27 protein-coding genes and 3 tRNA genes are annotated in these 25,960 nt (G+C 69.7%); 11 read left to right on the top strand and 19 right to left on the bottom strand.

What is annotated here, in order from left to right; all coding sequences use genetic code 11:
• Positions 1-48 precede the first annotated feature (48 nt).
• Positions 49-1,047: a diacylglycerol kinase family protein gene (locus tag CJ226_RS00310; RefSeq protein WP_102207992.1), complete on the top strand. Its 999-nt coding sequence runs from the start codon at positions 49-51 to the stop codon at positions 1,045-1,047.
• A 14-nt stretch (positions 1,048-1,061) separates the two neighbouring features.
• Here CJ226_RS00310 and CJ226_RS00305 read toward each other — a convergent pair whose 3' ends face one another.
• From CJ226_RS00305 to CJ226_RS17935, 3 genes are all read right to left on the bottom strand, one after another.
• Complete coding sequence (locus CJ226_RS00305; protein WP_102207991.1) at positions 1,062-1,808, bottom strand: hypothetical protein; 747 nt, start codon at positions 1,806-1,808, stop codon at positions 1,062-1,064.
• A 57-nt stretch (positions 1,809-1,865) separates the two neighbouring features.
• Positions 1,866-3,326 (bottom strand): cardiolipin synthase, encoded by a 1,461-nt coding sequence (cls, locus tag CJ226_RS00300; protein ID WP_062635530.1) that lies wholly within the window; start codon positions 3,324-3,326, stop codon positions 1,866-1,868.
• Between the two features lie 86 nt (positions 3,327-3,412).
• Entirely contained in the window at positions 3,413-3,586 is a 174-nt protein-coding gene (locus CJ226_RS17935) for a hypothetical protein (protein WP_180964499.1), read from the bottom strand.
• 112 nt (positions 3,587-3,698) lie between these two features.
• On the opposite strand from CJ226_RS17935, the gene CJ226_RS00295 reads away from it, so the two are divergent.
• Entirely contained in the window at positions 3,699-4,808 is a 1,110-nt protein-coding gene (locus CJ226_RS00295) for a DUF4192 family protein (RefSeq protein WP_102207990.1), read from the top strand.
• 11 nt (positions 4,809-4,819) lie between these two features.
• Here the strand turns inward: CJ226_RS00295 and lysS are convergent, their stop codons facing one another.
• Positions 4,820-6,352, bottom strand: coding sequence for a lysine--tRNA ligase (lysS, locus tag CJ226_RS00290; RefSeq protein WP_102207989.1), 1,533 nt, complete (start codon positions 6,350-6,352; stop codon positions 4,820-4,822).
• Positions 6,353-6,438: 86 nt separating this feature from the next.
• On the opposite strand from lysS, the gene CJ226_RS00285 reads away from it, so the two are divergent.
• Positions 6,439-8,292: a DUF2207 domain-containing protein gene (locus tag CJ226_RS00285; protein ID WP_102207988.1), complete on the top strand. Its 1,854-nt coding sequence runs from the start codon at positions 6,439-6,441 to the stop codon at positions 8,290-8,292.
• Between the two features lie 27 nt (positions 8,293-8,319).
• Here the strand turns inward: CJ226_RS00285 and CJ226_RS00280 are convergent, their stop codons facing one another.
• From CJ226_RS00280 to hpt, 10 genes are all read right to left on the bottom strand, one after another.
• The gene (locus CJ226_RS00280) at positions 8,320-9,012 is read right to left on the bottom strand and encodes a DUF2520 domain-containing protein (protein ID WP_062635523.1); all 693 of its coding nucleotides are present in this window, start codon (positions 9,010-9,012) and stop codon (positions 8,320-8,322) included.
• Between the two features lie 2 nt (positions 9,013-9,014).
• The gene (locus tag CJ226_RS00275; RefSeq protein ID WP_257996409.1) at positions 9,015-11,075 is read right to left on the bottom strand and encodes a PH domain-containing protein; all 2,061 of its coding nucleotides are present in this window, start codon (positions 11,073-11,075) and stop codon (positions 9,015-9,017) included.
• Entirely contained in the window at positions 11,072-11,653 is a 582-nt protein-coding gene (locus CJ226_RS00270; protein WP_062635519.1) for a PH domain-containing protein, read from the bottom strand. The genes CJ226_RS00275 and CJ226_RS00270 overlap by 4 nt, the downstream gene beginning before the upstream one ends.
• Complete coding sequence (locus tag CJ226_RS00265) at positions 11,604-12,086, bottom strand: DUF3180 domain-containing protein (protein ID WP_062635517.1); 483 nt, start codon at positions 12,084-12,086, stop codon at positions 11,604-11,606. The genes CJ226_RS00270 and CJ226_RS00265 overlap by 50 nt, the downstream gene beginning before the upstream one ends.
• Positions 12,083-12,622, bottom strand: coding sequence for a 2-amino-4-hydroxy-6-hydroxymethyldihydropteridine diphosphokinase (gene folK / locus CJ226_RS00260; protein ID WP_102207987.1), 540 nt, complete (start codon positions 12,620-12,622; stop codon positions 12,083-12,085). The genes CJ226_RS00265 and folK overlap by 4 nt, the downstream gene beginning before the upstream one ends.
• The gene (gene folB / locus CJ226_RS00255) at positions 12,619-13,014 is read right to left on the bottom strand and encodes a dihydroneopterin aldolase (protein ID WP_085604020.1); all 396 of its coding nucleotides are present in this window, start codon (positions 13,012-13,014) and stop codon (positions 12,619-12,621) included. Before folB ends, folK begins: the two co-directional genes overlap by 4 nt.
• 34 nt (positions 13,015-13,048) lie before the next feature.
• Positions 13,049-13,858 (bottom strand): dihydropteroate synthase, encoded by an 810-nt coding sequence (folP, locus tag CJ226_RS00250; RefSeq protein ID WP_102207986.1) that lies wholly within the window; start codon positions 13,856-13,858, stop codon positions 13,049-13,051.
• Entirely contained in the window at positions 13,855-14,466 is a 612-nt protein-coding gene (gene folE / locus CJ226_RS00245; RefSeq protein ID WP_102207985.1) for a GTP cyclohydrolase I, read from the bottom strand. The genes folP and folE overlap by 4 nt, the downstream gene beginning before the upstream one ends.
• Position 14,467: 1 nt before the next feature.
• On the bottom strand, positions 14,468-16,468 hold the full coding sequence (gene ftsH, locus CJ226_RS00240; protein WP_102207984.1) for an ATP-dependent zinc metalloprotease FtsH: 2,001 nt from the start codon (positions 16,466-16,468) through the stop codon (positions 14,468-14,470).
• Positions 16,469-16,622: 154 nt separating this feature from the next.
• Complete coding sequence (hpt, locus tag CJ226_RS00235) at positions 16,623-17,174, bottom strand: hypoxanthine phosphoribosyltransferase (RefSeq protein WP_062635507.1); 552 nt, start codon at positions 17,172-17,174, stop codon at positions 16,623-16,625.
• A 120-nt stretch (positions 17,175-17,294) separates the two neighbouring features.
• Between hpt and CJ226_RS00230 the strand changes: the two genes are divergently transcribed.
• Complete coding sequence (locus tag CJ226_RS00230; protein ID WP_102207983.1) at positions 17,295-17,885, top strand: DUF937 domain-containing protein; 591 nt, start codon at positions 17,295-17,297, stop codon at positions 17,883-17,885.
• Between the two features lie 25 nt (positions 17,886-17,910).
• On the opposite strand, the gene tilS is transcribed toward CJ226_RS00230, so the two are convergent.
• On the bottom strand, positions 17,911-18,903 hold the full coding sequence (gene tilS, locus CJ226_RS00225) for a tRNA lysidine(34) synthetase TilS (protein WP_102207982.1): 993 nt from the start codon (positions 18,901-18,903) through the stop codon (positions 17,911-17,913).
• A gap of 67 nt (positions 18,904-18,970) precedes the next feature.
• On the opposite strand from tilS, the gene CJ226_RS18355 reads away from it, so the two are divergent.
• The 3 genes from CJ226_RS18355 to ppa are packed head-to-tail and all read left to right on the top strand — an operon-like array spanning position 18,971 to position 20,161.
• Positions 18,971-19,360 carry a TMEM175 family protein gene (locus tag CJ226_RS18355; RefSeq protein WP_257996408.1) on the top strand — a complete coding sequence of 130 codons (390 nt, stop codon included), beginning with the start codon at positions 18,971-18,973 and terminating at the stop codon, positions 19,358-19,360.
• Positions 19,276-19,626 carry a hypothetical protein gene (locus CJ226_RS18350; RefSeq protein ID WP_257996510.1) on the top strand — a complete coding sequence of 117 codons (351 nt, stop codon included), beginning with the start codon at positions 19,276-19,278 and terminating at the stop codon, positions 19,624-19,626. Before CJ226_RS18355 ends, CJ226_RS18350 begins: the two co-directional genes overlap by 85 nt.
• 43 nt (positions 19,627-19,669) lie before the next feature.
• Positions 19,670-20,161 (top strand): inorganic diphosphatase, encoded by a 492-nt coding sequence (gene ppa, locus CJ226_RS00215; RefSeq protein ID WP_025104593.1) that lies wholly within the window; start codon positions 19,670-19,672, stop codon positions 20,159-20,161.
• Between the two features lie 103 nt (positions 20,162-20,264).
• Here ppa and CJ226_RS00210 read toward each other — a convergent pair whose 3' ends face one another.
• A complete protein-coding gene (locus CJ226_RS00210; RefSeq protein WP_102207981.1) occupies positions 20,265-21,614 on the bottom strand; it encodes a M23 family metallopeptidase in 1,350 nt (449 codons plus the stop codon).
• Positions 21,615-21,825: 211 nt separating this feature from the next.
• Between CJ226_RS00210 and CJ226_RS00205 the strand changes: the two genes are divergently transcribed.
• The 3 genes from CJ226_RS00205 (at position 21,826) to CJ226_RS00195 (ending at position 22,144) form a co-directional block, all read left to right on the top strand.
• Positions 21,826-21,898, top strand: a tRNA-Glu gene (locus CJ226_RS00205).
• 31 nt (positions 21,899-21,929) lie between these two features.
• Positions 21,930-22,003 (top strand) — tRNA-Asp (locus tag CJ226_RS00200).
• A gap of 68 nt (positions 22,004-22,071) precedes the next feature.
• A tRNA-Phe gene (locus tag CJ226_RS00195) sits at positions 22,072-22,144 on the top strand.
• 168 nt (positions 22,145-22,312) lie between these two features.
• Here the strand turns inward: CJ226_RS00195 and CJ226_RS00190 are convergent.
• The 3 genes from CJ226_RS00190 to CJ226_RS00180 all read right to left on the bottom strand — a co-directional run bounded on the left by CJ226_RS00190 (position 22,313) and on the right by CJ226_RS00180 (position 25,233).
• Positions 22,313-23,260: a hypothetical protein gene (locus CJ226_RS00190; RefSeq protein ID WP_029266130.1), complete on the bottom strand. Its 948-nt coding sequence runs from the start codon at positions 23,258-23,260 to the stop codon at positions 22,313-22,315.
• Positions 23,261-23,350: 90 nt separating this feature from the next.
• Complete coding sequence (xerC, locus tag CJ226_RS00185; RefSeq protein ID WP_062635495.1) at positions 23,351-24,481, bottom strand: tyrosine recombinase XerC; 1,131 nt, start codon at positions 24,479-24,481, stop codon at positions 23,351-23,353.
• Positions 24,482-24,495: 14 nt separating this feature from the next.
• Complete coding sequence (locus CJ226_RS00180) at positions 24,496-25,233, bottom strand: helix-turn-helix domain-containing protein (RefSeq protein WP_062635493.1); 738 nt, start codon at positions 25,231-25,233, stop codon at positions 24,496-24,498.
• A 95-nt stretch (positions 25,234-25,328) separates the two neighbouring features.
• Here CJ226_RS00180 and CJ226_RS00175 point away from each other — a divergent pair, with 95 nt between their 5' ends.
• On the top strand, positions 25,329-25,523 hold the full coding sequence (locus CJ226_RS00175; RefSeq protein ID WP_102207980.1) for an AlpA family transcriptional regulator: 195 nt from the start codon (positions 25,329-25,331) through the stop codon (positions 25,521-25,523).
• Positions 25,524-25,960: the final 437 nt, after the last annotated feature.

Genomic DNA, 25,960 nt, shown 5'->3' with positions numbered 1-25,960 from the left:
CTCCACCGGCGTCCCGCTCCTCGGCGGATGCCGGTCTAGAGTAGCGCCATGACCACGAGTCCCCGCGTTCTGAAGCAGGCGGCGCTCGTGTACAACCCCGTGAAGGTCGACGGGAAGCGCCTGCGCGCGCAGGTCCGCGATCTGTCCCGAGAGGCGGGATGGGATCACCCCGCCTTCTATCCGACGACCGTGGAGGATGCGGGCCAGGGGGCGACGGCCGAGGCGCTGGCGCGCGGCGTGGATGTCGTGCTCGTGGCCGGCGGAGACGGGACGGTGCGCGCCGTCGCGGAGGCCATCGCAGGCACCGGGGTCCCCCTCGCCATCCTGCCGAGCGGCACCGGGAACCTCCTCGCCCGGAACCTCGGGCTGCCGCTCGCCGACCCGGCGGAGATGATCCGCGCCGCCCTCGGCGACTTCCGTCATCCGATCGACATCGGCTGGGCGCGGATGACCAGGGAGGACGGTTCCGAGGAGGAGCATGCCTTCGTCGTGCTCGCCGGCATCGGGCTCGACGCCGACATGATCGCGAACACCCGTGCCGACCTGAAGAAGTCCGTCGGCTGGATCGCCTACGTCGACGGCGCCGCCCGATCCCTCCCCCGCGCCAAGCCCTTCCGCGCGGTGTACCAGATCGGCACCGGGCGCCTGCATTCCACCAAGGTGCACAGCATCCTTTTCGCGAACTGCGGCACGCTCCCGGCGGGCATCTCCCTCATCCCTGGCGCCTCCATCACGGATGCCACCCTCGACGTGGCGGTCATTCAACCGACCGGCGTCCTCGGCTGGCTCGGGGTCTGGCGCAAGATCTGGTGGGACAACTCCGTGCTGCGCCGCTCACGTGCCGGCCGGATGGTGCTCGAACGCCGCGGCACGGATGCCTCGGTCCACTACTTCCGCGGTGCCCGCGCCGAGGCCGCCGTGTCCGCCCCCACGCCCGTCGAACTCGATGGCGACGAGTTCGGCGAGGCCGTGCACCTCACGTGTCGGGCCGCCCCGGGCGCGCTTCTGCTCGCGCTGCCCACCGGCCACCCGGTGCACATCCTCTGACGGGATCGTCCGGCTCAGCGGACCTCGACCGTGCCGTCGAGCCCCGCGCCGACGAGCGTCAACTCGAACGGGGCGTCGTCGTCGACCTCGTCCTCGGCGAACTCGACCACCGTGGCCCGCGGCGCCATGTCCATGGTGCACACCTGAGCCTCGTCCGTGACGAAGGTCACGGTCCCCGTCGAGCCGTCCGCCTCGACCGATTCCACGACCGGAGCGCAGCTGGAGGAGCCCCACGTCAGCAGGACTAGTCCGCCGTCGTCGAACCAGGCCGCGGACGGCTGGTACTCGGTCGACGAACCGGGCGTCGCCGTGGCGGCCGGGTCGCCGTCGACGTCGATCTCATCGATCAGGTCGCCGTACGTCACCACCAGCGTCACGTCCTTGGTCGGGTCGACACCGTCCGGCAGCGCTCCGACGGTGGCCCGGGGCGCGAGGTCCGCCGTGCAGGCCTGTTCCGTGGCGCCGTCGCCCTCCGGCTCGACGAGGGTCACGGAAACCCGCTGTCCCTCCGCGGAGACGTCGTCCACCTGAGGAAGACAGGTCGACGACCCCCAGCTCACGATGGCGAACATCCGTCCGTCGTCGAGGAGCGCCCCGTCCATGTCGTCCTGGTCCTCGGTGCTCCCCGCACTCCCGGGACCGCTGGAGGGGTCGGAGGTCGCGTTCGGGGCAGCGCCGCCGGGACCGACCGTGCAACCGGCGAGGACGAGGGCCGCGGCGAGCGCGGAGGATACGGCGAGCACGAGCCTGCGGGGAGTCATGCCCTCAGGGTAGCGACGGCTCCCTCGTCTCGAAACGGGGGTTGACGGATCGCGTGATCACTGCAGGGCGGACGTGAGCCGCGCGAGGTTGTCGAGCACGGTGGAGCGCAGCGGCTGCTGCAGCCACTCCTCGAGCGTCAGCTCCCTGCTCAGCGACCGGTACTTGTCCTCGACCTCGCGCATCTCGGCGACGAACTCCTCGCCGCGCACGAGCATCGAGACCTCGAGGTTCAGGCCGAAGGAGCGCATGTCCATGTTGCTGGAGCCGATGACGGCCACCTCGTCGTCGATCGTCAGGCTCTTGGTGTGGAGGATGTAGGGCTTCCGGTACATCCAGATCCGCACGCCCGCCCGGAGCAGCGCCTCGTAGTAGCTGCGCTGGGCGTGATAGACCATCGCCTGGTCGCCCTCCTCCGAGACGAAGAGCTGCACCTCGACGCCGCGGTCGACGGCGGCGGTGACCGCGAGCAGCAGGGCCTCGTCCGGCACGAAGTAGGGACTGACGATCATGATCTGCTTCTTCGCCGCGTACAGGAGCGCGAGGAAGAGCCGCAGGTTGTTCTCCACCTCGAAGCCCGGCCCCGACGGCACCACCTGGCAGTCCAGGTCGCCGGAGCCGATGTTGGCGTGCGAGATGTCGATCTCCTCAAGCACGACGTCCGTCTCGCTGTACCAGTCGCTGAGGAAGATCGCGTTGACGCTCAGCACGACCGGCCCGTCCAGGCGGACCATCAGGTCGACCCAGTGCAGACCTCGGCGGATGTTCTTCCGCAGGTTGTATGTCGAGTCCGTGATGTTCTGCGAGCCCAGGAAGGCGATGTTGCCGTCCACGACGAGGAGCTTGCGGTGATTGCGCAGATCCGGACGCTGCATCTTGCCCTTGAGCGGCTGCACGGGGAGCATCAAGTGCCACTCCGCGCCCATCTCGTTCAGGCGGGCGATGGTCTGACGGTAGCGCGGCTTGCCCCGATTCGCCCAGTGGTCGAGGAGCACGCGCACGGCCACGCCCCGCGCGGCCACCTCTTCGAGGGCGCGGAAGAAGTTGTCCGTCGAGTCGTCCGACTGCAGGATGTAGAACTCGACGTGCACGTACTCCTGCGCCGTGCGGATGGCCTCCGCCATCTCGTCGAGCGACTCCTGGTAGTCGGAGATGAGGTGGGCGCCGTTGTCACCGGAGAGCGGCAGGGCGCCGAGACGCTGGTTCATCTGCACGATCGGCCCGAACCAGGCGGGGGCGTTCGGCCGGAGCGTCCCGAAGTGGAGGTGCTCGCTCGTCTCCGCGATGTACTGGTTGATCTGCTCCTGTTTGCGTCGCCGTGCGCGCGGCAGGCGGGGGTTCCCGATCAGCAGGAACAGGAAGACGCCGACCACAGGGATGAAGAACACCGCGAGGAGCCAGGCCATCGCCGCGGTGGGACGGCGATTGCGCGGGATGACGATGATCGCAGTGACGCGGATGATGATGTCGAGCACCAGGACGAAGGCGGCGACCCACCAACCCCAGGACTCCGCGGTCATCACGCCCCCTCACCCACACCGAGGATGCTCACCCCGGGGCGCGCCGGACCGGGCGCGCTCGCTTCACAGTAGCCGATGGGCCGGACTCAGGAGCGCGGCGGCAGCCCGCGCGCGGCGCGTTCCTCGGCCTCGATCTGCGCGTGCACCTTGCGCTCCGTGCGATCGAACCGGAGGATGCCGCGAAGCACCACGAAGAAGACGATGCTGACGCCGACCGTCGGCAGGAGCGACCATGCCGCGGCGAGCCAGAAGTTGTCCATGTCTCCATCGTACGCGAGCGACTACTCGTGCACAGGTGGCGCTTCCCAGGATTCTCATCCACAGCGCCCCTCCGGTGCCCCGTCGAGTGTGGGAGCACGTCACCCTCTCCTCATGACAACCGTGCTCCGCGCCTCCGACTCCGCCCAGTTCCTGGCCATCGTGCCCGCCCTCGCCGGCTTCACGCCACGCGAGAGCATCGTCCTCCTCCCGTTCCGCGGCTCCCGCAGCGACGGGGCGATGCGCCTCGACCTCCCCGATCACGTCATCCCCGCCCTCCACTACGCCGCGGGGGCCGTCGACCTGGTCGTCCGGGTGCCGGGGACCGACGCCCTGGCCGTCGTCGTCTACACCGACACCGCGGCGGAGCAGACGCCGGACGGTCTCGTGCTGCCACACGCGGTGGCAGTCGACACGCTTCTGGGTTGTGCCGAGGGCGCGGGGCTCCGCGTGGTCGAGGCCCTGTGCGTGACGCCGGAGGGCTGGAGCCGGTACGACGACACCGATCCGGTGCTGCATCCGCTGACCGACATCGTTCCGCCGCCCGCGGCCGCCGCGCTCGGCGACGTCTCGGGAGACCAGTTCTCCGGAGCGGCCTTGCCATCCGCCCCCGCCGCGGAGGCTCGCCAGGTCGCCCGCATCCTGCACGGCCTCGACCGTGCGCTCGGACCGGAGCGCACGACGCGCGCCGGCGAGCCGCAGGTGATCGCCGCCGCCGCTCTGCTCGACGACATCCCCGCGTTCCTCGAATCGGTTCTCGAGGCTGCGGACCCGCTCCCGCCTCTCACCGCCGCCGCGCTCGTGTGGTGCCTGGGGCGACCACCGGTCCGCGACACGGCGATCGCGCAGTGGGCGACCGACCATCGTCAGGGCATCCGCACCATGGAGGCGCAGCTCGCCTTCACCGCCGCCGGGGCGCCCGTGCCCGACGACATCGGGCGCGTGTTCCTCGGCCGCGGCACGGCGCCGGACGGCGAGCGACTCCGCACCGCGCTTCGTGCCGTGCGCCAGGCCACGGCACGGGCGCCGCGGGAGGCACGCCCCGGCCCGCTGACCGTGGCGGCCTGGTTGTCCTGGGCGCTCGGACGCGCCACGCACGCGGGCCGCTACCTCGAGATGGCTCGGGAGATCGACCCGACGTACAGTCTCGCGCTGCTGCTCGACGCCATGATCGGCGGGGCGGTCCTGCCGGAGTGGGCTTTCCGTGGGCGGCGCGGAGAATGAGCGCCTCGCCGCTACTTGACGAGCGGGAAGAGGATGGTCTCGCGGATCCCCAGGCCGGTGATCGCCATCAGGAGACGGTCGATGCCCATGCCCATCCCTCCGGACGGCGGCATGCCGTGCTCCAGAGCCCGGAGGAACTCCTGGTCGATCGGCATGGCCTCGACGTCGCCGCGGGCGGCGAGCTTCGCCTGCTCCTCGAACCGCTCACGCTGGATGACCGGGTCCACGAGCTCGGAGTACCCGGTCGCCAGCTCGAATCCACGGATGTAGAGGTCCCACTTCTCCACGACGCCCTCGACGGAGCGGTGCTCCCGCACGAGCGGCGAGGTATCGACGGGGAAGTCCATGACGAACGTCGGCCGGACGAGGTCGCCCTTCACGAAGTGCTCCCAGAGCTCCTCGACGAGCTTGCCGTGCGTGGCCTGAGGCGGCACGTCGACGCCGTTCGCCTCGGCGAAGGCGATCAGGTCCGCGACGGCATCCGTCGGCGTGACGGTGCGCCCGGAGGCGGCGGACAGCGACTCGTACATCGAGATGCGGTCCCACTCGCCGCCCAGGTCGTATTCAGTGCCGTCCGCCCACGTCACCGTGGTCGACCCGGCCACCGCGATCGCGGCCTGCTGCACGAGCTCCTGCGTCAGCGCCGCCATCTGGTTGTAGTCGCCGTAGGCCTGGTAGGCCTCGAGCATCGCGAACTCCGGGCTGTGCGTCGAGTCGGCACCCTCGTTGCGGAAGTTCCGGTTGATCTCGAAGACCCGCTCGATGCCGCCGACGACCGCGCGCTTGAGGTACAGCTCCGGGGCGATGCGGAGGTAGAGCTCCGTGTCGAACGCGTTGGAGTGGGTGACGAACGGGCGAGCGGACGCGCCGCCGTGCTGCACCTGCAGCATGGGCGTCTCCACCTCGAGGTAGCCGTGGGACGCGAACGTCGCCCGCAGGCTCGCGTTCACCGCCGCACGCGCACGCACGGTCGTCCGCGCCTGCTCCCGGACGATGAGGTCGAGGTAGCGGCTGCGGACGCGTCCTTCTTCGCTCAGCTCGGCGTAGGCGTTGGGCAGCGGGAGGATCGCCTTCGACGCGATGGTCCAGTCGTCGGCCATGATCGACAGCTCGCCGCGACGGCTGGAGATCACCTCACCGTGCACGAAGACGTGGTCACCGAGGTCGACGTACTCCTTCCAGTCCGCGAGCGACTCCTCGCCGACGTTGGCGAGGGAGACCATCGCCTGGATCCGGGAGCCGTCGCCGGCCTGGAGCGTCGCGAAGCAGAGCTTCCCGGTGTTGCGGCTGAACACCACGCGGCCGGCGACACCGACGACGACGCCGGTCTCGGCGCCGGGCTCGAGGTCTCCGTACTCCGCGCGCAGCGCGGGAATGCTGTGCGTCACGGGCACGGCGACCGGGAACGCACCGCCGCCGGCGTCCGTGCGCTTCTCGATCAGACGCTCGCGCTTGGCGAGGCGGACGGCCTTCTGCTCGTGGATGTCCTCTTCGGCGGAAGGGGCGGCCGAGGCCGTTTCGGGCGCGGCGGACGCGTCAGTCATGTGCGGGGCTCCTTGGAAGTCCTCCCCAGTTTACCGAGATGGCGCGGGACGTCCTCGCCGCGCGGCGTGCTGGGTAGCCTCGAGGCATGGCCCCCACTCGGATCCTCCGCGCGAGCGCCGTCGTCGCTCTCGCCACCGTCCCCGTCCTCGCGCCGGAGATCGCCGTCGCGGCGGCCCCGGCGACCGCGACCACCGTCGTCTCCGCCGCCGACGTGGACGACTTCTCCTACGCCTCCTGGGACGCGGTGTACAACGTCGGGCTCGACGAGGACGGGCGGGCGCGCATGCAGGTGACGGAGACCGTCGTCGCGCGATTCCCCGACGCCGACCAGAACCGCGGCATCGTGCGGGGGCTGGCGACGACGTACAAGGACGCCGCGCTCGACACCCGGGTGCTCGCGGTCACCGACGAGGACGGAGCCGCCATCCCGTACGAGACCGACGAGGACGACGGGACGCTCTTCGTCCTCACCGGCGACGACGACTTCGTCCACGGCCTGACCACCTACGTCATCGAATACGAGATGCGCGACATCATCGTCGGCAGTGCGCCCGATGCATCCGGTTCCCGTACCGCGGACGAGTTCTACTGGGATCTCCTCCCCCTCGACAGCACGCAGCCGATCGAGGCGTTCCGGGCCGACATCCGCTTCGACGCGGCGCTGGCCACCCATCTCACCGGCGCGACGAAATGCTACATCGGCCCTGCCGGATCCACGGCTCCCTGCGAGCTCGCCGGGCCGATCGCGGGCGGGGAGGGCGCGACGTTCCATGTCGAGGCCCGGTCGCTTCCCGCCGGGGACGGGGTGACGGTGGCCGTCGGCTTCGCACCGGGGACCGTGACCCAGCCCGCCGCCCGCCTGCCCGATCCCGTCGCCGACCTCGGGCCGGTGCTCGCTGCGGTCGGCGCCGTCGGCCTGTCCGCGGCCGGCTGGGCGGCCACGGTGGGCTCGGGACGACGTCGGCGCCGCGCCACCGGGATCATCGTGGCGCAGTACGAGGTCCCCGACGACCAGCCTCCCCTCCTCGCAGCCGCGCTCCTCCCTGGTGCCAAGAACGTGGTGCCCGCCGAGATCGTGCACCTCGCCGTCCGCGGCGCCCTGCGCATCGAGGAAGGCGCATCAGCCGAAGCGCCCCGGCTGCGACGACAGCCCCACGGCAGGGCGCCGAGCCCCCTCGATCAGGCTGCGCTCGACGCGCTCTTCCTCCACGCGGATGCGGACGGCGTCGTGGACCTGCCGACCGAGAGCGAGGCCTTCGCGACGCGGATGACCGCGCTGACGACGAAGGGCCAGGAGGAGGCCTCCCGTCGCGGGCTGACGACCACGGCGCGCAGCCGCGCTGCCGTCATCCTGCAGTCCATGGCCATCGCCGTCGCCGTGGCCGGTCTCGTCGTCGCCATCGTGGCTGTGGCATCCGGGCGCCTTTCCGCCGGCCCCGCGCTTCTCGCCATCTCCGTCGGGACGCTGCTCGTCGCGGCGTCCAGTTTCTTCACCTTCTCACGGCACACAGTGCTGACGCCGGAAGGTGCGCAGGCGTACGAGCATCTGCAGGGGGTGCGCGAGTTCATCCGCGTCGCGGAGGAGGACCGGTTGCGGATGCTGCAGTCCTACACCGGCGCGGAACGGCGCACCGAGGAGGGGGCGGACGTCATCCATGTCTACGAGCGCCTCCTCCCCTACGCGATGCTGTTCGGCATGGAGGACGAGTGGGGCCGGGTGCTGGAGAGTGCCTACAGTCGGGAGGCGCACGGCCCGACCTGGATCGGCGACCCCACGTCCTTCGCCCTCCGCACGTCGCTCGTGGCGTTCATGAGCTCCTCCACGGCGGCCGCGACCTACTCGGCCCCGTCCACCGGCACCTCGTCCTCTACCGGCGGCTCGTTCGGCGGCGGGTTCTCCGGGGGCGGAGGCGGAGGCGGCTTCTCCGGCGGACGCTAAGCCCGAGACGCCGCGTCGGGAAGGCGATCAGACCAGCGGGGGCGGATCCGAGGCGTCGCGCAGCGCCCGCTCGACCGTCGACTGCACCAGAGCCGACAGGAAGCCACCCGGGTTCTCGACCCCGATGTCACGGAGCCGCGAGGTCGACTGTCCGATGATCGAGCGGGAGAACTCCGTGGCCGTGGCGATCGCGTCGGCGTAGGCGGCACGGTCGGCTTCCGCGATGACCACCGGTTCGCACCCCATCTCCACGGCGAGCGCCTGAGCGATCGGGAGCACGGCGGCGGGAGCGGTGACCGCCGCGAAGCCCGCCTGCAACTGCCGGAGGTCGATCGAGGTCCCGGTGAACGTGATCGCCGGGTGCACCGCCAACGGGATGGCACCGCGCTCCGCCGCCGGGCGCAGGACCTCAATGCCCTGCGCCGGATCGGTGTGCAGGACGAGCTGGCCGATCTGCCACCCGCCCAGCTCCGCGATGCCGGAGACGAGGGCCGGCAGCTCGGCGGAGGGGACCGCGAGAATCACCAGTTCGGCGCGCCGCACGACCTCCTGCGTGTCCAGCACCGGAACGCCGGGGAGCACCGCGGACGCACGCTCGTCGTCCGATCCGCTCGTGATCCCGACGATCGCGTGCCCGGCTCCGGCCAGTGCCGCGCCGATCACCGGACCGACGCGCCCGGCCCCGACGATGCCGACGCCGAGGCGCCCGTCGCGCACCACGCTCACTCCTCGCGCGACGTGTCCGGTCGCGCCGGCGGGGTGGGTGGCGGGGTCGGGCCGGTCGGCGCCGGAGAGGTCGAGGGGGCAGCCGTCCGCGGCGGTGGCGGCGCGACCGGCGGAGCAGGCGGCGGCGCGACCGGAGGCGCCGTGACCGGCGGGGCCGGCGGCGGCGTCACCGGAGGAGTCCGGACGGGCGGGACCGGCGGAGTCGCCGACCCCGGAACACCGGTCGGCGGAGCAGGCGGCGCGAACGGAGCCGGCGGCGCGAACGGGGCCGGCGGAGCGGGCGGAGCAGGCGGTGCGGATGCCGCCCCTCCGAACGCGGGAGACGCCGGCCTCGCAGGACCATCGAACACCGGCGAAGCGGGCGGTGCGACCGGAGTTCCGGCCACGGCGTGCTCGCTCCAGCGGTGCGTGTGGTCTCGGGACGCCGCCTCGGCCGCGGCGACGCTGACCTCGTTGAGCAGTGCGAGGGCGTCCGCGCGCTCGAGCCCGGAGAGGAGGCCGGTGATCGGCCCGGGCACGGTGTGCACCTGCGCACCGGAGACCCCCTGGGCCCGGTCGATGGGCCCCTGGCTCAGCGACACGCCCTGCAGACGCGCGAGCGGGAAGACCGCGAGCTTGCGCCACACGATGCCGCGGCGCAGGAGCAGACCGTCCGTCGTCACCGTATAGCCGTGCCGCTTCCAGGAGAACGGTCGCCGCCACCAGGCCCGGCGCGGCATCGTCCGATAGGGGTCGGCATCGGTCGGACCGACGACACCGTGGTCCCACAGCGCGGGGATGCTCTCGGCCGGCACGTCGGGCAGCACGAGAGACAACACGCGCTCGACGTCGGCGCGCTTGCCGACCGGGAGCACGACGTTGAACTGCTGACCGCTGCTCGACGACTGCTGCGCGGCGCTCTTGCCGCTCATGCGGTTGATCTTGATGGTCCACCAGCCGAACGGCCGCCACAGCAGGGACTGCGACACCTCGACCGCGAAGATGCGGCCCGGCGGAAGGGTCTCGGTGACCGTGGTGAGCAGGCCGTAGGTGATGCGCACGCCGTCGGGGGTGGGCGCGATGGAGTAGCGCAGCGACCTGGAGATCTGCGCCCAGGTGATGCCGACCACGGCGATGACCATGGGGACGCCCATGCCGAGCCCGATGCCCAGCAGCACCACCCCGCCGTCGGGATCGCCGTCGACGAGGATGCCGATGAGGGTGCTGCCGATCGCGATCGCGAAGATCACGCCGAAGAAGACCAGCCACAGCAACCCGGAGATGAGCTGCGAGCCGATCAGCCGGCCGGCCGGGATCTTGACGACGCTCTCGGGGACGACGTCCTGCAGGTCCACGCCGGCGAGCAGGCCGTTGACGCCCTCGTTCATCGAGCCGACGAGCTGTGCCCGAGCGGAAGCCGGAGCGGTCCCGTTGGACGGCGCGCCGCTCTGCGGATCCAACGCCGCGTGCCGAGCGGCTCGCGCACCGGAGGCCAGGCGCAGGATCTCGGCGCGCACCCCTTCGGCGCGCGGCGTGGCCAGGTACTCGAGCGCGACGTTCGCATCCGTGCCCGCGCCGACGACCTCGAGCTTCGCGAGGCCGATGATGCGTGCCGGGAACGGCCGCGTGAGGTTCACGCCCTGCACACGGTCGAGCGGGGCGCGACGGTGCGACCGGAAGATGATGCCCTTGCGCACCTCGACGTGCTCCCCGGTGATCCGGAACTGCTGGAAGCGCCAGACGAACCAGAAGATGGCCACGAGCACCACGACGAGCGCCAGGACACCCAGCAGGGCAATCAGGGCGAAGTTGTTGGCGAGCACCCAGTCGACCGGATCGCCGCCGGTGTAGTCGTCGTAGTGCGCCTCCTCCGGCGCGAACTGCCCGACGAGCCAGGCGATGACGCGGTCGCGCATGTTCGCGATCACGATTCCGCCGACGATGATGAGCGCCAGGCCGCCCTTGAAGAGCGGCGTCAGCGGATGCATCCGGTGCCATTCGCCGTCCGCGAGGTGCGTCGACGGCGCGCCCGCGGAGGTCTGCCCCGGCGCGGCGGTGGGGAGCTGCGACTCGCTCACAGTCCGGTCCGGCGGGTCTCGGCGACCTGGATGAGTGTGTCGCGCAGCGCCTCGGCCGCCGCCTGGGTGAGGCCGGGGATCTGCACGCCGGTGGTCGCCGCCGCGGTGACCATCTTGAGCTGGGAGATGCCGAACGCCCGGTCGAGAGGCCCCTGGGTGATGTCGACGAGCTGCATGCGGCCGTACGGCACGGCGATCATGCGCTGCCAGAGGATGCCCTTGCGGAACACGATGTCGTCCGCCCGCAGCATGTAGCCGATCGCGCGCGCCTGACGCGGGAGGATGACCAGCGTCACGAGGGTGATGAGGATGATGACCCCGGCCGGGATCCACACCCAGTCCTGTTCGAGCACGATGTTCAGTACGACGGCCGCCGCCACGACGAGCGCCAGGAAGATGACGTTCTGCACGATCTGCGACACCACGTAGCGCGGCGAGATCTGGTGCCAGGTGCCGTCGAGCTCGAGGCGGGCCTCGTTGCGCGCCGTGCGCAGGCCCGTGTAGGTGCCCTGGTCGAGGGCGCCGAGGTCAGTGCCCTCCGCCGGGTTCAGGGGCGCGGTCTCTGGGTTCTGAGTCATCAGGATCCTTCGGCAGGGTGCAGAACTGTTCGGCGACGAGAGCGGCGATGACGAGCACGACCGCACTCGCGATCAGCGCCACCATGGCCACAGTCGACCCTATCGGGGGATCGATGGGGCGCGTGAGGAGGAAGGCCAGCAGGCCCGCCCCGAAGCCCGCCAGGATCGCCCCCAGCAGACTCGACGCCCGCGCGAGGGTCGCGGCCCGGAGGGCACGGAACGGGTCGATGCGCACCCCGGAGCGGACGCTGCGCCGCACCGGCCAGGCCACCCCGAGCGATGCGCCCGCGATGAGGACGAGCAGCACAGGGAGGAAGAGGGACGGCGTGAACGTGGCCCGCCCCGTCGCCGTGAGCGTCTGGTCGAGGATGAAGCCGGCCCCGGCGCCGACGAGCGCGAGGACGGCGAGAAGTCCGGCGGAGGTGCGCTTCATCCCTCGCCTCGCGCGCGAAGGTCCGCCGCCAGATCGGCGACCCGGCCGCGCCCCACGAGCTCGGCGTCGGGGTCGACGTCGAGCCACGGCTCCAGGACGAACAGCCGCTCCGCCGCCCGCGGATGGGGCAGCTGGATCCGAGGGTCGTCCGAGACGACGTCGCCATAGGCGATGAGGTCGAGGTCGAGAGTGCGGTCGCCCCACCGCTCTCCGCGCACGCGGCCGTTCTCGTCCTCGATGGCGTGCAGCATGCCGAGGAGGATCTCGGGAGCGAGCCGGGTGGTCACCAGGGCCACCGCGTTCACGTACCCGGGCGCGTCCGGATCGGGGCCGTCCACGCGCACCGCCACCGTCTCGAATAGACGCGAAAGGCGCACGTCCGAGACGAGCGGAAGCCGAGCGATGCGCGCGGCCGCGGCACGGATCGTCTCCTCGCGGTCTCCGAGATTGGCGCCGAGCGCGACGACCGCCACCGTCTCGGGGCGCGGAGCTCGGGGGCCCGGCACCTCCGGCGGGCGGGTGAGGTTGCGGCTCATGTGGTGATGTCCTCCAGCGACTCCGGAGCCCGCGTCCGATGCACCGTCACGGCCACGTCGCCGAAGGTCAGGGCGATCGGCGCCTGCGGCTTGTGCACCGTCACGGTCACCTGCTGCACGCGGCGGTCACCGAGGGCGACGTCCGCGATCCGCTCGGCCAGGGTCTCGATGAGGTTCACCGGCTCCCCCGCGACGACGGCGGCCACCCGCTCCGCGAGCTCGCCGTAGTGCACGGTGTCGGCCACATCGTCGGACGCGGCGGCCTGTTCGAGGGAGAGCCGCAGCCGGAGGTCGACCGTGAACTCCTGTCCGTTCTCCCGCTCGTGCGGGTAGACGCCGTGGTGGCCGAACACGGTCAGCCCTGTCAGCACGATCTCGTCGAGGAAGTCCATGCCTCTAGGGTACGGCGACGCTCCGACCTCGCACTCAGCCTTCCCAGGCGCGGGTGATCGCGAGGGCGTCGCGGGTGGCCGCGACGTCGTGCACGCGCACCGCCCAGGCCCCGGCGCGCATCGCGAGCGCACTCGTCACCGCGGTGGCCAGGTCCCTGCGCTCCTCGGAGACGCCGTCACCGCCCGGTGCCGCCTCCTGCAGCACGTCGGCGAGGAAGCGCTTGCGCGACGTCCCGACCAGCACGCGGAAGCCGAGACCCACGATCTCGTCGAGGCCCCGCAGCACGTCCCAGTTCTGGGCACCGGCCTTGGCGAACCCGATACCGGGGTCGACGATCAGGCGGGAGGGCGCGATCCCGGCGGCGGCCGCCTCCCCGATGCGCTCGCGCAGCTCGCCGGCCACCTCTCGGGCGACGCGTCGGTAATCGGCGTTCGCGTACATGTCGGCGGAGAAGCCCCGCCAGTGCCCGATCGCGAAGTCGGCTCCCGACTCCGCCACCGCGGCGCGCATGTCGGGGTCGGCGAGTCCGCCGGAGACGTCGTTGACGATGCGCGCTCCCGCGCGCACGGCGGCCGCGGCGGTCGACGCGTTGAGGGTGTCGATGCTGACGACGGCACCGGCCGCCGCGAGCTGTTCGACGACCGGAAGGACCCGGCGCTGCTCCTCGTCCACCCCGACGCGTTCCGCGCCCGGCCGGGTCGACTCGCCCCCGACGTCGAGGACGGACGCCCCTTCCGCGCGCAGACGGAGGCCGTGGGCGACCGCGCGGTCTGCGTCGAGATACCGCCCGCCGTCGCTGAACGAGTCGGGGGTGACGTTCACGATGCCCCAGATGCCGGTCATGCGCGCGACGTCCCGGCCCCCGGCACGGTCATGCCGATCAGGGTCACCAGCTCCGCACGCGCCACGGGATCCGTGTAGACCCCGCGCGCCGCGATGGTCAGCGTCGAGGCCTCGGTCTGCCGCCCGCCCCGCATCGTCACGCAGCCGTGGCTGGCATCGAGTACGACGAGCACGGCGCGCGCGTCGAGGTTCTCGGCGATCGTGTCGGCGATCTGCTCCCCCAGCCGCTCCTGCACCTGCGGCCGCGCGGCGAGGATCTCCACGACGCGCACGAGCGCACCGAGGCCGACGACCTGCTCGCCCGGAAGGTAGGCGATGTGCGCATGCCCTGCGAAGGGCAGGAGGTGGTGCTCGCACACCGAGCGGAAGCGGATGTCGCGCAGCAGCACCGCGCCGGACGGGAGGGTGTCCGGCGCCGGCCCGCGGGTCACGCTGATCGTGTGGGCGAGCGGCTCGGCGGGATCCTCGCCCACCCCCGCGAAGAACTCCGCGTAGAGCTCGGCCATCCGGGAGGGGGTCTGTTTGATCCCCGGACGATCGGGGTCCTCGCCGATCGCCTCCAGGAGTTCCCTGGTGAGCCGCTCGACGCGTCCCTTGTCGACGGTCACGTCACGCCGTCGCGGGACGAGGGTTGCCCGCTCCGGCGGAGCCCTGCTGCGGACGCGGCGGGGCCGTCGGCGCCTCGACGGAGGCGGCGAGCGAGACGTCCTTCTTCGGGACCTCGATCGGCGGCCGCTCCGAGACCGGGCGGTCCTCGCTGGACAGCCACAGCGGACGCTCGGGGAGCTTCTTCACCTCGGTGAAGATCTCCGCGATGCGGTTGTGGTCGAGGGTCTCCTCCTCGAGGAGCGCGAGGGCGAGACGGTCGAGGATGTCCCGGTTCTCGCTGAGCACCGCGTACGCCTCGTTGTGCGCCTGCTCGATGAGCGCCCGCACCTCGGCATCGACACGCTCCGCGACCTTCTCGGAGTACTCGCGGCCACGGCCCATGTCGCGCGCGACGAACATGTCGCCGCCCTCGGTGCCGAGCTTGACCGGACCGACCTGCGTCGTCATGCCGTACTCGATGACCATCTTGCGGGCGATCGAGGTCGCCTTCTCGATGTCGTTGGAGGCACCGGTGGTGGGATCGTGGAAGACGAGCTCCTCGGCGACGCGACCGCCCATGGCGTAGGTGAGCTGATCCTGCAGCTCGTTGCGGGTGACGGAGTACTTGTCGTCCAGCGGCAGCACCATCGTGTAGCCGAGCGCCTTGCCGCGGGGCAGGATCGTGATCTTCGTCACGGGGTCGGTGTAGTTCATCGCCGCCGCCGCGAGCGCGTGTCCGCCCTCGTGGTACGCCGTGATGAGCTTCTCCTTGTCCTTCATCACGCGAGTGCGACGCTGCGGACCGGCGATCACGCGGTCGATGGCCTCGTCGAGGGCGCGGTTGTCGATGAGCTGCGCGTTCGAGCGGGCCGTGAGCAGCGCGGCCTCGTTGAGCACGTTCGCCAGGTCGGCACCGGTGAAGCCGGGCGTCTTGCGAGCGACGACCTCGAGGTCGACGTTCTTCGACAGCGGCTTGCCCTTGCTGTGCACCTCGAGAATCTTCTGGCGGCCCTTGAGGTCGGGGGCGTCGACACCGATCTGACGGTCGAAGCGGCCGGGGCGCAGCAGCGCGGGGTCGAGGATGTCGGGACGGTTGGTGGCCGCGATCACGATGACGTTCGCGTTCGGGTCGAAGCCGTCCATCTCGACGAGCATCTGGTTCAGCGTCTGCTCGCGCTCGTCGTTGCCGCCGCCCATGCCGGCACCGCGGTGACGGCCGACGGCGTCGATCTCGTCGATGAAGATGATGGCCGGAGCGTTCTCCTTGGCCTGGCTGAACAGGTCGCGCACGCGGGAGGCGCCGACGCCGACGAACATCTCGACGAAGTCGGAACCGGAGATCGAGTAGAACGGGGCTCCGGCCTCACCGGCGACGGCGCGGGCGAGGAGGGTCTTTCCGGTTCCGGGAGGGCCGTACAGCAGCACGCCCTTCGGGATGCGGGCGCCGATGGCCTGGAACTTCGCCGGGTCCTGCAGGAACTCCTTGATCTCGTGGAGCTCCTCGATGGCCTCGTCGGCACCGGCGACGTCGGCGAAGGTGACCGTCGGTGTCTCCTTGTTGACGAGCTTGGCCTTGGACTTGCCGAACTGCATGACCTTGCCGCCGCCGCCCTGCATGGACGACAGGAGCCACCAGAACAGCAAGCCGAGCAGCACGAGGGGAAGCAGCAGGGAGAGGAAGCCGTCGAACCAGGTCGCGCGCGGCACGGCGTCGTTGAAGCCGTCCTTCGGGGCGGCCGCATCGATCGCGGAGACCACCTCGTCGGCGCGGGCCTCGACGTAGTAGAACTGGACCTTCTCGGAGCCCTCGAACGGCTTGGACAGCGTCATGTCCACGCGCTGATCGCCGTCGGTGGTGACGACCTCGGTCACGGTCGTGCCGGAGAGCAGCTCGAGCCCCTCCTGCGTCGTGATCTGCTTCGGCGCACCGAGGTTCGAGATCAGCAGGAATCCGCCGAAGAGCAGCAGGCCGATCAGAGCGACGTAGATCAGCGGATTGCGGGTGAGCTTCTTCACATCCATGGTCGGATCAGCGTATCGCCTCCGTGCTAGGGGGCCGCTGTGCGTTCACCCACGGCGCAACGCCCCCGACGCTGCCGCCCGGGCCCTGAGCCCGCCCGGGTTCTGAACCCGCCCGGCTTCTGAGCCCGCCTGGGTCGCTGAGCTTGTCGAAGCGTCAGCTGTACACGTGCGGCGCCAGCACCGCGACGTCGCGGAGGTTGCGGTAGCGCTCCGCGTAGTCGAGTCCGTAGCCGACGACGAATTCCACGGGGATGTCGAAGCCGACGTACTTGCAGTCGATCTCGACCTTCGCGGCCTCCGGCTTGCGCAGCAGCGCGAGGACCTCGATCGACTCCGCGCCGCGGGACTCGAAGTTCTCCAGGAGCCAGCTCAGGGTGAGGCCCGAGTCGATGATGTCCTCGACGATGAGCACGTGCTTGCCGTGCAGGTCGGTGTCGAGGTCCTTCCGGATCTGCACGACACCGCTCGACTTCGTGCTGGCGCCGTAGCTCGACACCGCCATCCAGTCCATCGGCGCGTGGAACGGCAGCGAGCGCGCGAAGTCGGCCATGACCATGACCGCGCCCTTCAGCACGCCGACGAGGATGAGGTCCTTGCCCTCGTAGTCCTTCGCGACCTGCGCCGCGAGCTCGTCGAGCTTGGCGTGGATCTCCTCCTCGGTGACGAGGATCTGTGCAAGGTCGTCCTGGATCTCCGCGGCGCGCATGGATCGATTTTAGGCGACGCGGCGGTGTGCTCCGGTCGTGGGCGCGCACCTCCCCCGCAGGTCGACACCGCACTACTCTGACGGTGACGCGGGCGCACGCCCCGACGGAAGGAGATCCCCATGGCGACTCACGACATCCTCAGCCAGGTCCCCCTCGACGACATCGCGCAGAAGCTCGGAGTGTCGCGCGACGAAGCCAAGGTCGCGGTCGAGCAGGGCGGCGCCGTGCTCCTCGGCGGGCTGGCCAAGAACGCGGAGAGCTCCGAGGGGTCGGCGGCCATCGAGAAGGCCCTCGGCAAGCACCGCGGTGCGTCGAGCCCGGCGACGGTCGACGACATCGACCAGGAGGACGGCGAGAAGATCGTCTCCCACATCCTCGGCGGGAAGGAGAAGGAGGTCACGAAGGAGCTGACGGAGTCGAAGGCGACTCCGGGAATCGACTTCGGAAAGCTCCTCCCCATCCTCGCGCCGATCGTGATGGGTCTCATCGCCAACGCGACCAAGGACAAGACGGCGAAGGCGGACGCGGGCACGGAGGGCTCCGGCGGGATCGGCGACGTCATCGGCGGCATCCTCGGCGGCGGCGACTCCGGTTCCGGCGGCGGGTTGGGTGACGTGCTGGGTGGCCTTCTCGGCGGCGGCAAGAGCGGCTCCGGCGGCGGCATCGACCTCGGCGGGATCCTCGGCGGCATCTTCGGCGGCAAGAAGTAGGACGTGACGCCGCCGCGGCCCGCGATTAGCGGGTCGCGGCGGTGAAGACGATCCGGCCGCCCTGGCGCACGGCGGCGCACCCGGGCAGGTCGATCGGCCCTTGACCCGACCAGTCGGTCACGAGGCGGGCGACCTCGATCGTCTGCGCGCGGCTCAGGCTCGCCCCGAACTCGCTGTCGACCACGAGACGGATGATGCGGTTGCGCAGCGCGGCCGGGTTGGCGGCGAGCGCGGCGACGCTCACCGAGATCCCGGCCTCCGCGTGCTCGACGATGTCCTCGATCGTCTCGTGGATCATCTCGTCGAACGCCTCCGCGTCCTCCCGGAGCTGCTCGGCGGTGCGCGCCAGCGCCTCGGCGATACCCGGACCGAGCTGTGTCTCCAGCACCGGGAGCACGTGGCGGCGCACCCGCACCCGCGTGTAGCGGTCGTCGGTGTTGTGGGGGTCGTCCCACGGCTGCAGCTCCGCCGCGGCGCAGAAGGCACGGGTGGTCTCGCGGCGCACGCCGAGCAGCGGGCGCAGCCACCGGAGGCCGTCGTCGTCCTCCCGGTCCGGCGCCATGCCCTGCAGGCTCGTCGCCCCGGAGCCGCGGGCGAGTCCGAGCAGAACCGTCTCGGCCTGATCGTCGAGCGTGTGACCGAGCAGAACCGCCCGCGCGCCGATGTCGCCCGCCGCGTCCCGGAGCACGCGGTAGCGCGCGTCCCGCGCGGCCGCCTCCGGACCACCGCCGCCGTCGACCTCGACACGGACGACGAGCGCCTCCAACCCGAGTCGTCCGGCGATGCGTGCCGTCTCGGCGGCGACCTCGGCGGACCCGTCCTGCAGACCGTGGTCGACCGTCACCGCGGTCGCACGCACCCCGACTTTCGCGGCCTCGAACGCGGTGGCCACCGCCAGTGCGAGCGAGTCGGCACCGCCGGACACCGCGACGACGACGGTCGAGCCCTCGGGCAGGTCGGCGAGCGCGGTGCGCACGGCGAGGCGGATCTCGGCGACGGCGGGGTCGAGGGAAGGCATCCCTCCACGCTAGGGCACCGCCTCGGCTGCCGTGTCGCCCGAAACCGCGCAGGGCTATCCTGGCGCCGTGACCGGTCGCTCCCCTGCTCCGTCGTTCCGCCCTGAGCGCTTCAAGGCGTTCGTCGATGCGGTCGTGGCGATCGCGATGACGTTGCTGATCCTGCCGCTCACGGACTCGGTCGCCGAGGCGGCCGCCGATCACCTGGATACGGCAGAGTTCCTCACCGCACACGCCGGCCAGCTTCTGAGCTTCGGATTGAGCTTCCTCCTCATCGCGGTGTTCTGGATGGGGCATCACAGTCAGTACCGGGACGTCCAGGCGGTCACGCCCGCGCTGCTGTGGATCAACGTGGCGTGGATGGCGACCATCGTGTGGCTGCCGGTGCCGACGGCGATGATCGGTCAGATGGAGCCGACCCTCTGCAGGCGGTCCTCTACATCGGCACGCTCCTTCTGACGCAGGTCACGACACTCGCCGGCTGGCTCTATCTGCAGCGGCACAGGGAGCTCATCACGGCACCCCCGGCGGTGATCCGCGGCGGAATCGCCGGTGATCTCGCGGCGATCGCCCTCTTCGCGGTCGCCCTGGTCATCGCCGTCGCCGCGTCGCCGAACGGCTACCTGGGGCTGCTGGTCCTCCTGTTGAGCAGTCCTCTCTCACGCTTCCTGAATCGGATCGTCCAGCGGCGGCACCGGGACAGCCATCCCGCGACCCCCGAGTAGGCTGGTCCGCGGCATCCAACCGATCTTCCTGAGGAGCACACGCATGGGCGCACACGACGCCGTCATTGAGATCCCGCGCGGCAGCCGCGTGAAGTACGAGGTCGACCACGAGACCGGGCGAGTGCACCTCGACCGCGTGCTCTACACGACCTTCGGCTACCCGGCCGACTACGGCTACTTCGACAACACGCTCGGCGAGGACGGCGACCCGCTCGACGTGCTGGTGCTCCTCGACCACCAGATCTACCCCGGCGTCGTCGTCGAGGTCCGCCCCGTCGCCGTGCTGAAGATGAGCGACGAGGCCGGCGGAGACGACAAGCTCGTCGCCGTGCTCTCCAAGGACCCGCGCTGGGCCCACATCCAGGACATCGACGACGTTCCGGAGTACACGAAGAAGGAGATCGCGCACTTCTTCGAGCACTACAAGGACCTCGAGCCCAACAAGTGGGTCAAGGTCGACGAGTGGGGCAACGCCGCCGAGGCGCAGCGCATCCTCGACGAGGCCATCGTCCGCTTCGGCGAGCAGGGCCACTGACCCGACCTATCCGGGTCGCCGACCTCTCTGGGTCGCTGAGCCTGTCGAAGCGAAGACCCCCGGACGCCAGGCGTCCGGGGGTCTTCTGCTGTCCAGCCGTCCGTCAGACGGAGATGCCCTTGCCCGCCATGAAGTCGATGGGGTTCGTGTAGCGGCCGTTGATGTAGACCTCGAAGTGCAGGTGGCAGCCGAAGGAGCCGCCAGTGTTGCCCGCGTAGGCGATGACCTGTCCAGCCTCGACCCACTGGCCGCTGCGCACGGCGAACCCGCCGGGCTTGATGTGCGCGTAGCCGGTGGCGATGCCGCCGCCGTGCTGGATGCGGACGTAGTTGCCGTAGCCGCCGTTGTAGAAGGCTGCGTCGACGGTGCCGGAATGGGCCGCGTAGATCGCCGCGCCGCAGCCGTTCGCGAGGTCGACGCCGTAGTGCCAGCTCGAAGAGCAGCCGTTGGCGTTGCACTGCTGCGAGCGGGGGCCGTAGCCGGAGCTGCGGTAGCCACCGTGCGGACGCACCCAACCACCGCTTCCCGGGGTGCCGCCTCCGCCACTGTTTCCCCCGGCGTTCGCGGCGGCCTCGGCGGCCTCGCGGCGCTTGCGCTCCTTCTCCCGCTCCTCGACGCCCTTCTGGTAGCCGGCGACGGTGGTCGCGGTGGTGTCCTTCAGCGCGGCGAGCTGCGCCTGCATCGTGGCGAGGTTCGCGGACTGCTCGTCGAGAGCGGCCTGGGCGGCGTCGGCGGCCTGCTGCGCCGCGACCATCTTCTCCTCGGCGATCTTCTGGAGCCGGTCGCGCTCGTCCCGAGCGACGACCGCCTGGTCGCTGAGGGACTGCGCTGAGTTCCGCGCGGCGACCGCGTCGTTGTAGACGGTCTGGTTGTACTCGAGGAGCTTGTCCATCGAGCCGAGGCGGGCGAGGAGCTCGTCGGCGTTGGCCGCGGATCCCGCGAAGAACAGTTCCAGCGACGTGTCGTCGCCGCCGTTGCGGTAGAGCTGCGCGGCGACCTGTCCAGCCTTGCGGGCGGACTCGTCGGCGACGGCGGCCTGCGCGTCCGCCTTCTCCTGCAGCGCGTCGGCCTCCGCGATCGCGGCGAAGTAGGCCTGTTGCGCGTTGTAGAACTCGGTCGAGGCGATCTCGGCGGCGGCCTGCGTCTCAGAGACCTTCTGCGTGAGCGACTGGATCAGCCCCTCGATGCGCGTCACCTCAGCGGCCTTGGCGGCCTCGTTCTGCTTGGCCTTCTGCACGTCGTCCCAGCTCGGGTACGACGCGGCGTGGGCGGCCGTGACTCCGGACGTGATGCCGAACGCGCTGAGGGCGACGACGCTGAGCGCGCCGAGTCCGAGAGCGCCGCGGCGGCTGATGCCGTCGCCGAAGAGGGTACGGCGCTCCGTCGGGGTGGGCGCACACCCGCAGTCCGCGGATGCCGCGAGTGCCGCATCCTGCGTGGTCTTGTCGTTCACACGGCCCCTTCCGCCGGTTTCACAGATGCCACAGTAACAACAACCTTCACACCAGCACCAGGCTCGTGGAGCGTAGGAAACGGCATCCCCGACCCCCCCATCGTCCCGCTCGAACACGCCCGGGGGAAGCCGGTTCGGGGCTCGATTCGCGATTTGCCCGAATGATCCCTTATGCTTGAGCGTCGGCAAGGAAGTCCCCCGGGACTGACTCGGCCCCATCGTTTAGCGGCCTAGGACGCCGCCCTTTCACGGCGGTAGCACGGGTTCGAATCCCGTTGGGGTCACTCCATCCGATACAATTGAAAACACCAGTATGGCCCTGTAGCGCAGTTGGTTAGCGTGCCGCCCTGTCACGGCGGAGGTCGCGGGTTCAAGTCCCGTCAGGGTCGCTCCGTGCGACGAGCTCTTTCTTCGGAGAGGGCTCTTCGTCTAGGACGCGGCAGCATCATCGCCGCGCGGCTCTGTAGCTCAGTTGGTAGAGCGTTCGACTGAAAATCGAAAGGTCACCGGATCGATGCCGGTCGGAGCCACTGGAACCCTCGCGTAGCTTCTACATCGCGGGGGTTCTTTTATGCGCTTATCAGGGTTTTTCCGCGTCAGCGACTGCCTCCCTCCGGGCAGGCTCTGGGGTTTTCAGTCGTGGACTCCGCACAAACTCCGCACTATCAGGCTCAGGCAGCAGCGTCGCCCGAACGCAACTAGCGCCCAATCCTGACCCCAAAGTCTCGATGCATCCCCAGAGATAGAAGCCCCGTGTAGTTGCTAGCGAAGGGCACGGCACGAAGGTGGTCAATCAACGCTCGCTGACGAATCGTCACTGAGCCCTGTTCACCAGTCAAGCGCGCCTTCGCCACCGCGTGGATCGCGTCGATCTCGTCGGCGAAAGCGGATGCAACTGCGAGGTTGATGGAAGGGAACGCGAACTGGATCGTCTCTCGCCACTGTTGCACCCCCTCTTCGGCGCTAGGACCCTTGCTGAGGAACCGGATGGACGGTCCGTGGTGGTCGATGATCACGCCATTCGGGTCCTCCTCGCTACCGAGGCGCAGCCCGGATTTCCGAGGTTGCACTGCAAGCCCGTGCTTCGTCGAGTTGTACACGTTAGCCTCGCGGGCGAGCAGCGCGGCTGCCCGAGTCAAGAGAAATCGAAGGACGTCAGCGTCCTCTGTCCATGCCTCCGCGGATACCTCAGCAGGCGCATCGAGCCTGCCGCGGAATACCTCGCGCAATAGCTCATTGCGCGGAGGGCTGGTCAACAAGTCGCCCGCCATCTGCTTGAACTTCGCGAAGCTCGTCAACGACGAGAGCTTCAGCGGCGGACAAGGCTCCGGTTCCACGTGCGCGAAGTACAACCGCAGGAGTGCCTCCGCCGCGAGGTACATGATCGAGATCGACTCGACCACAGCGAATCCGTCGATCTCTTCGTCGTCTAGTGGCACCTCTAGCTCGACGCCCATACCCCACGCACGGACACCTCCAACGAGCGCGGGATGCAAGGCGGCATCGGCGTCGCCGAGGGCGACGAGCAACGCGATTCGAGTTCGCAGGTACTGCGATGGTGAATGCGAATAGAAGTCACGGTTCAGCTCGTCCGCAAGATTCAGCCCGCTCGCAGGATCAGGCGCCGGCGGCTGCTCATCAGTCATCGATGGATCGTATCCGCAGCCACGGACACTACGATCGGGTAGAGCGGAAGCCCTCTCCTCACTCCGCCCCGGGCTGCTTCTCGCACCGGATTAGATCAGCCCGTCCAGCTTCTGGCCCATGATGCCTGCAGCTTTGGTGGAGCCCTTGATGGTGTTCATGTACACGTCCTGGGTCATGCTCGGGTTCTCGTGTCCGAGGTAGTCGGCGATCTCTGTCGCGGACAGTCCAGCCTTGTCAAGAATCGTGGCTACCGACTTTCGGAACGCGTGCGTTGACAATCCCGGGTACCCCAGGCCGTCGCGACGGTCTCGAAGCTCCCGCTGCGTGTTCGAGGGATCGCGAGGGCGCATCAGCGGAGTCGGGAAGATGAGGTTGGTATCGGCGCGCAGCCTCTCGTGCCGCTTGTGAAGGAGGAGCATGGTCGCTTCCGGCAAGTGGGTGGTACGCGCGGACTTGTCGGTCTTCGCGAACTCCTGCCGCACAATTCCCCGCCCCTTCACACGCACATTCTGCGCGACAACGGAAGCTGTGCCGGCGGCGAAGTCGATAGCGCTCGCTTCGAGCGCGCACACCTCGGCCACTCGCCACCCTGACGCGAGCATGAACGTGATCAGATCCACCGTGTCCCACTCGTTGAGCTTCTCGTCCTCACGGACGCGCTGGAGAAACATCGGCAGTTCGTCCAACGGGATTGCGGTGCTGCCCTTCTTCTTCCTTTGGGTGACGCGCTCGAGCTCACGCACGGGGTTGTGCGACAAAGCCCCGTTCCGCACCGCTAGGCCGAGCATGCCACTCAGCGCCGATCGGCAGTTCTTTGCTGCCCCCGGGCCGGCTTCCTTCTCAACGGCGTTAAGGAACTTCTGCAGCCGTTCAGGTGTGGCCTCGGCGACTGAGAGGTCGCCGATCCGGGGCGCGATATGAGCGGTGACTGCATAGCCGTAGGTCTCCAGCGTGCCTTCTGAGCGCCCCAACTCACGCCGGGACTCCAAGAACCTCTGGCCGAGGGCGCGGAGGTGCGTTGCCGGTTTCAGCTCGCCACCGCGGTCGGCCTCGATCGTGGTCAGCGCATGCCTCAGCGCGGCCGTCGCCTTGGCCTTGCTCGGCGCGTGCTTCTCGATCTGGCGGGATTTGCCGTCCGCGAAACGATACCGCGTGCGGGCACGCCACTTCCCCGGCTGAACCTCGGCCACGTGGATGGTGCCGTAGGTTCCGATCGCCATTCGAGGTCTGGCCATCAGACTTCACCGTCGGTGGATGCGCGGAGTTCGTCAATGAGCACACGCGTGACGCGCCCACGCGCCTGCGGCGTGCTGTCCTCGCCGGCACGGAGCAGGGCCTCGACTTCAAGGGAATGGCCCCAGAGTCGCGCCGCGTACTGCTGAAGCAGAGGTGGGCGTATCCCAAGCTTCTTTGCCGCCCGAGACTCTGCAAGGCTCACACTAGGCCGACGAGCGCTCTGACGCGTGTCACGGTCGGGCACCTCCGTCATGGCCCCCCACTGTGCATCCACCTGGTCATACGACTCGGACTTCCTGCCGTGCACCCTCATATGCTCAAGGGCCGCCATCTCGAGTTCCTCGTCCCACTCGTGATCCCCACCTATCGGCGCGGCGCCCACGTGCGCATAGTCGCCATCCTCGAGCGCGATCGGTGCGCCCGACAGTACGCGGTTGACCCACTCCCGCCGCACGGGCTGATCCTCACGGAGCTCGTACGGCCGTTCCAGCAACTCCGCAGCCCCAAGAAGGTCGGCGAGTCGAAGCGGCTCACCAGAGAGCTTTCCAAGTGCGAGTGCGAGCGTGAGAAGCGTCGGAACCGTCGGCGCAGCCTTGCCCCGCTCAATCGCCTGGACGCTAGACAGGCTCCACGTTGCTCCGTAATCGCGTCCAACGGTCGCGATCGCCTCAAGGGTAATCCCGTGCCGCCGCCGGTAGGCGGCAAGAAATCCGCCCACCGCTTCCGCGTATGCCATTGATTCCATGCTTACAAGTTACCAGAATCATGTAGCTTGTGTTACGGTACCTCACAAGTTACAAATTTCTGGTACTCGCTATCAAAGGACTCCGCATGACACAGACGACGAACACCCTCCTCGACGTTCACGATCTCTCCGCCCAGACCGGCATGTCTGTGTCGACTATCTACCGCAAGCGGTCGCTCGGTGAGCCGCTCCCCCGGGCCGTGAAGATCGGCGCCGCTGTTCGCTGGCGTCAGGCCGATGTCGACCGTTGGACCGAGGAGCAGCTCGAGCCGGCGATGTGATGCGTCCTCGCCGGACCCATTGCGCGCGGAAACCGTGCGGAACTTCGAGGCAACTGTCGGGACCGACACGTTCCGCGTGGTGTTCCGCACGTGGCGCGCCCCGCCGTCGCCTAGATAACCCGCGCACGGGAGCGGAGATGCGGACGGAACCCCATCACTTCTCTATTGGCACCTCGGAGGCGAAATAGGTGCAGTCCGCGCAGGAGAAGTGCGGGGGTGACTTCCGCACTACCGATCTTCCTCGGCTCCCGGGAGCGTGCCTGCTCTTGCCTCGCCCCCGAAGCGGCCTGCTGGTGCTCAACACGCGCACGGCAGGGTGCAGGCGCGGATACGAAGGGACCGCAACCACAAGATCGACATCACGCTCGAACCCTGAGCGAGCACTACCCATACGGAAGAAACAAAAAGGGCCACCGAGCTGCAACTCGGCGACCCCA

Origin of the sequence: Microbacterium sp. UMB0228 (genome assembly GCF_002871415.1) — a bacterium.
Taxonomy (GTDB): domain Bacteria; phylum Actinomycetota; class Actinomycetes; order Actinomycetales; family Microbacteriaceae; genus Microbacterium.
Note: the sequence above shows the minus strand (reverse complement) of the source record. Positions and strands in the feature narration are given on the sequence as shown.

What these genes read in the sequence shown, in the direction of transcription:
- CJ226_RS00310 (WP_102207992.1), top strand. Translation starts at nt 49, where the DNA reads ATGACCACGAGTCCCCGCGTTCTGAAGCAGGCGGCGCTCGTGTACAAC.
- CJ226_RS00305 (WP_102207991.1), bottom strand. Translation starts at nt 1,808, where the DNA reads ATGACTCCCCGCAGGCTCGTGCTCGCCGTATCCTCCGCGCTCGCCGCG.
- cls (WP_062635530.1), bottom strand. Translation starts at nt 3,326, where the DNA reads ATGACCGCGGAGTCCTGGGGTTGGTGGGTCGCCGCCTTCGTCCTGGTG.
- CJ226_RS17935 (WP_180964499.1), bottom strand. Translation starts at nt 3,586, where the DNA reads ATGGACAACTTCTGGCTCGCCGCGGCATGGTCGCTCCTGCCGACGGTC.
- CJ226_RS00295 (WP_102207990.1), top strand. Translation starts at nt 3,699, where the DNA reads ATGACAACCGTGCTCCGCGCCTCCGACTCCGCCCAGTTCCTGGCCATC.
- lysS (WP_102207989.1), bottom strand. Translation starts at nt 6,352, where the DNA reads ATGACTGACGCGTCCGCCGCGCCCGAAACGGCCTCGGCCGCCCCTTCC.
- CJ226_RS00285 (WP_102207988.1), top strand. Translation starts at nt 6,439, where the DNA reads ATGGCCCCCACTCGGATCCTCCGCGCGAGCGCCGTCGTCGCTCTCGCC.
- CJ226_RS00270 (WP_062635519.1), bottom strand. Translation starts at nt 11,653, where the DNA reads ATGACTCAGAACCCAGAGACCGCGCCCCTGAACCCGGCGGAGGGCACT.
- CJ226_RS00265 (WP_062635517.1), bottom strand. Translation starts at nt 12,086, where the DNA reads ATGAAGCGCACCTCCGCCGGACTTCTCGCCGTCCTCGCGCTCGTCGGC.
- folK (WP_102207987.1), bottom strand. Translation starts at nt 12,622, where the DNA reads ATGAGCCGCAACCTCACCCGCCCGCCGGAGGTGCCGGGCCCCCGAGCT.
- folB (WP_085604020.1), bottom strand. Translation starts at nt 13,014, where the DNA reads ATGGACTTCCTCGACGAGATCGTGCTGACAGGGCTGACCGTGTTCGGC.
- folP (WP_102207986.1), bottom strand. Translation starts at nt 13,858, where the DNA reads ATGACCGGCATCTGGGGCATCGTGAACGTCACCCCCGACTCGTTCAGC.
- ftsH (WP_102207984.1), bottom strand. Translation starts at nt 16,468, where the DNA reads ATGGATGTGAAGAAGCTCACCCGCAATCCGCTGATCTACGTCGCTCTG.
- hpt (WP_062635507.1), bottom strand. Translation starts at nt 17,174, where the DNA reads ATGCGCGCCGCGGAGATCCAGGACGACCTTGCACAGATCCTCGTCACC.
- CJ226_RS00230 (WP_102207983.1), top strand. Translation starts at nt 17,295, where the DNA reads ATGGCGACTCACGACATCCTCAGCCAGGTCCCCCTCGACGACATCGCG.
- tilS (WP_102207982.1), bottom strand. Translation starts at nt 18,903, where the DNA reads ATGCCTTCCCTCGACCCCGCCGTCGCCGAGATCCGCCTCGCCGTGCGC.
- ppa (WP_025104593.1), top strand. Translation starts at nt 19,670, where the DNA reads ATGGGCGCACACGACGCCGTCATTGAGATCCCGCGCGGCAGCCGCGTG.
- CJ226_RS00190 (WP_029266130.1), bottom strand. Translation starts at nt 23,260, where the DNA reads ATGACTGATGAGCAGCCGCCGGCGCCTGATCCTGCGAGCGGGCTGAAT.
- xerC (WP_062635495.1), bottom strand. Translation starts at nt 24,481, where the DNA reads ATGGCGATCGGAACCTACGGCACCATCCACGTGGCCGAGGTTCAGCCG.
- CJ226_RS00180 (WP_062635493.1), bottom strand. Translation starts at nt 25,233, where the DNA reads ATGGCATACGCGGAAGCGGTGGGCGGATTTCTTGCCGCCTACCGGCGG.
- CJ226_RS00175 (WP_102207980.1), top strand. Translation starts at nt 25,329, where the DNA reads ATGACACAGACGACGAACACCCTCCTCGACGTTCACGATCTCTCCGCC.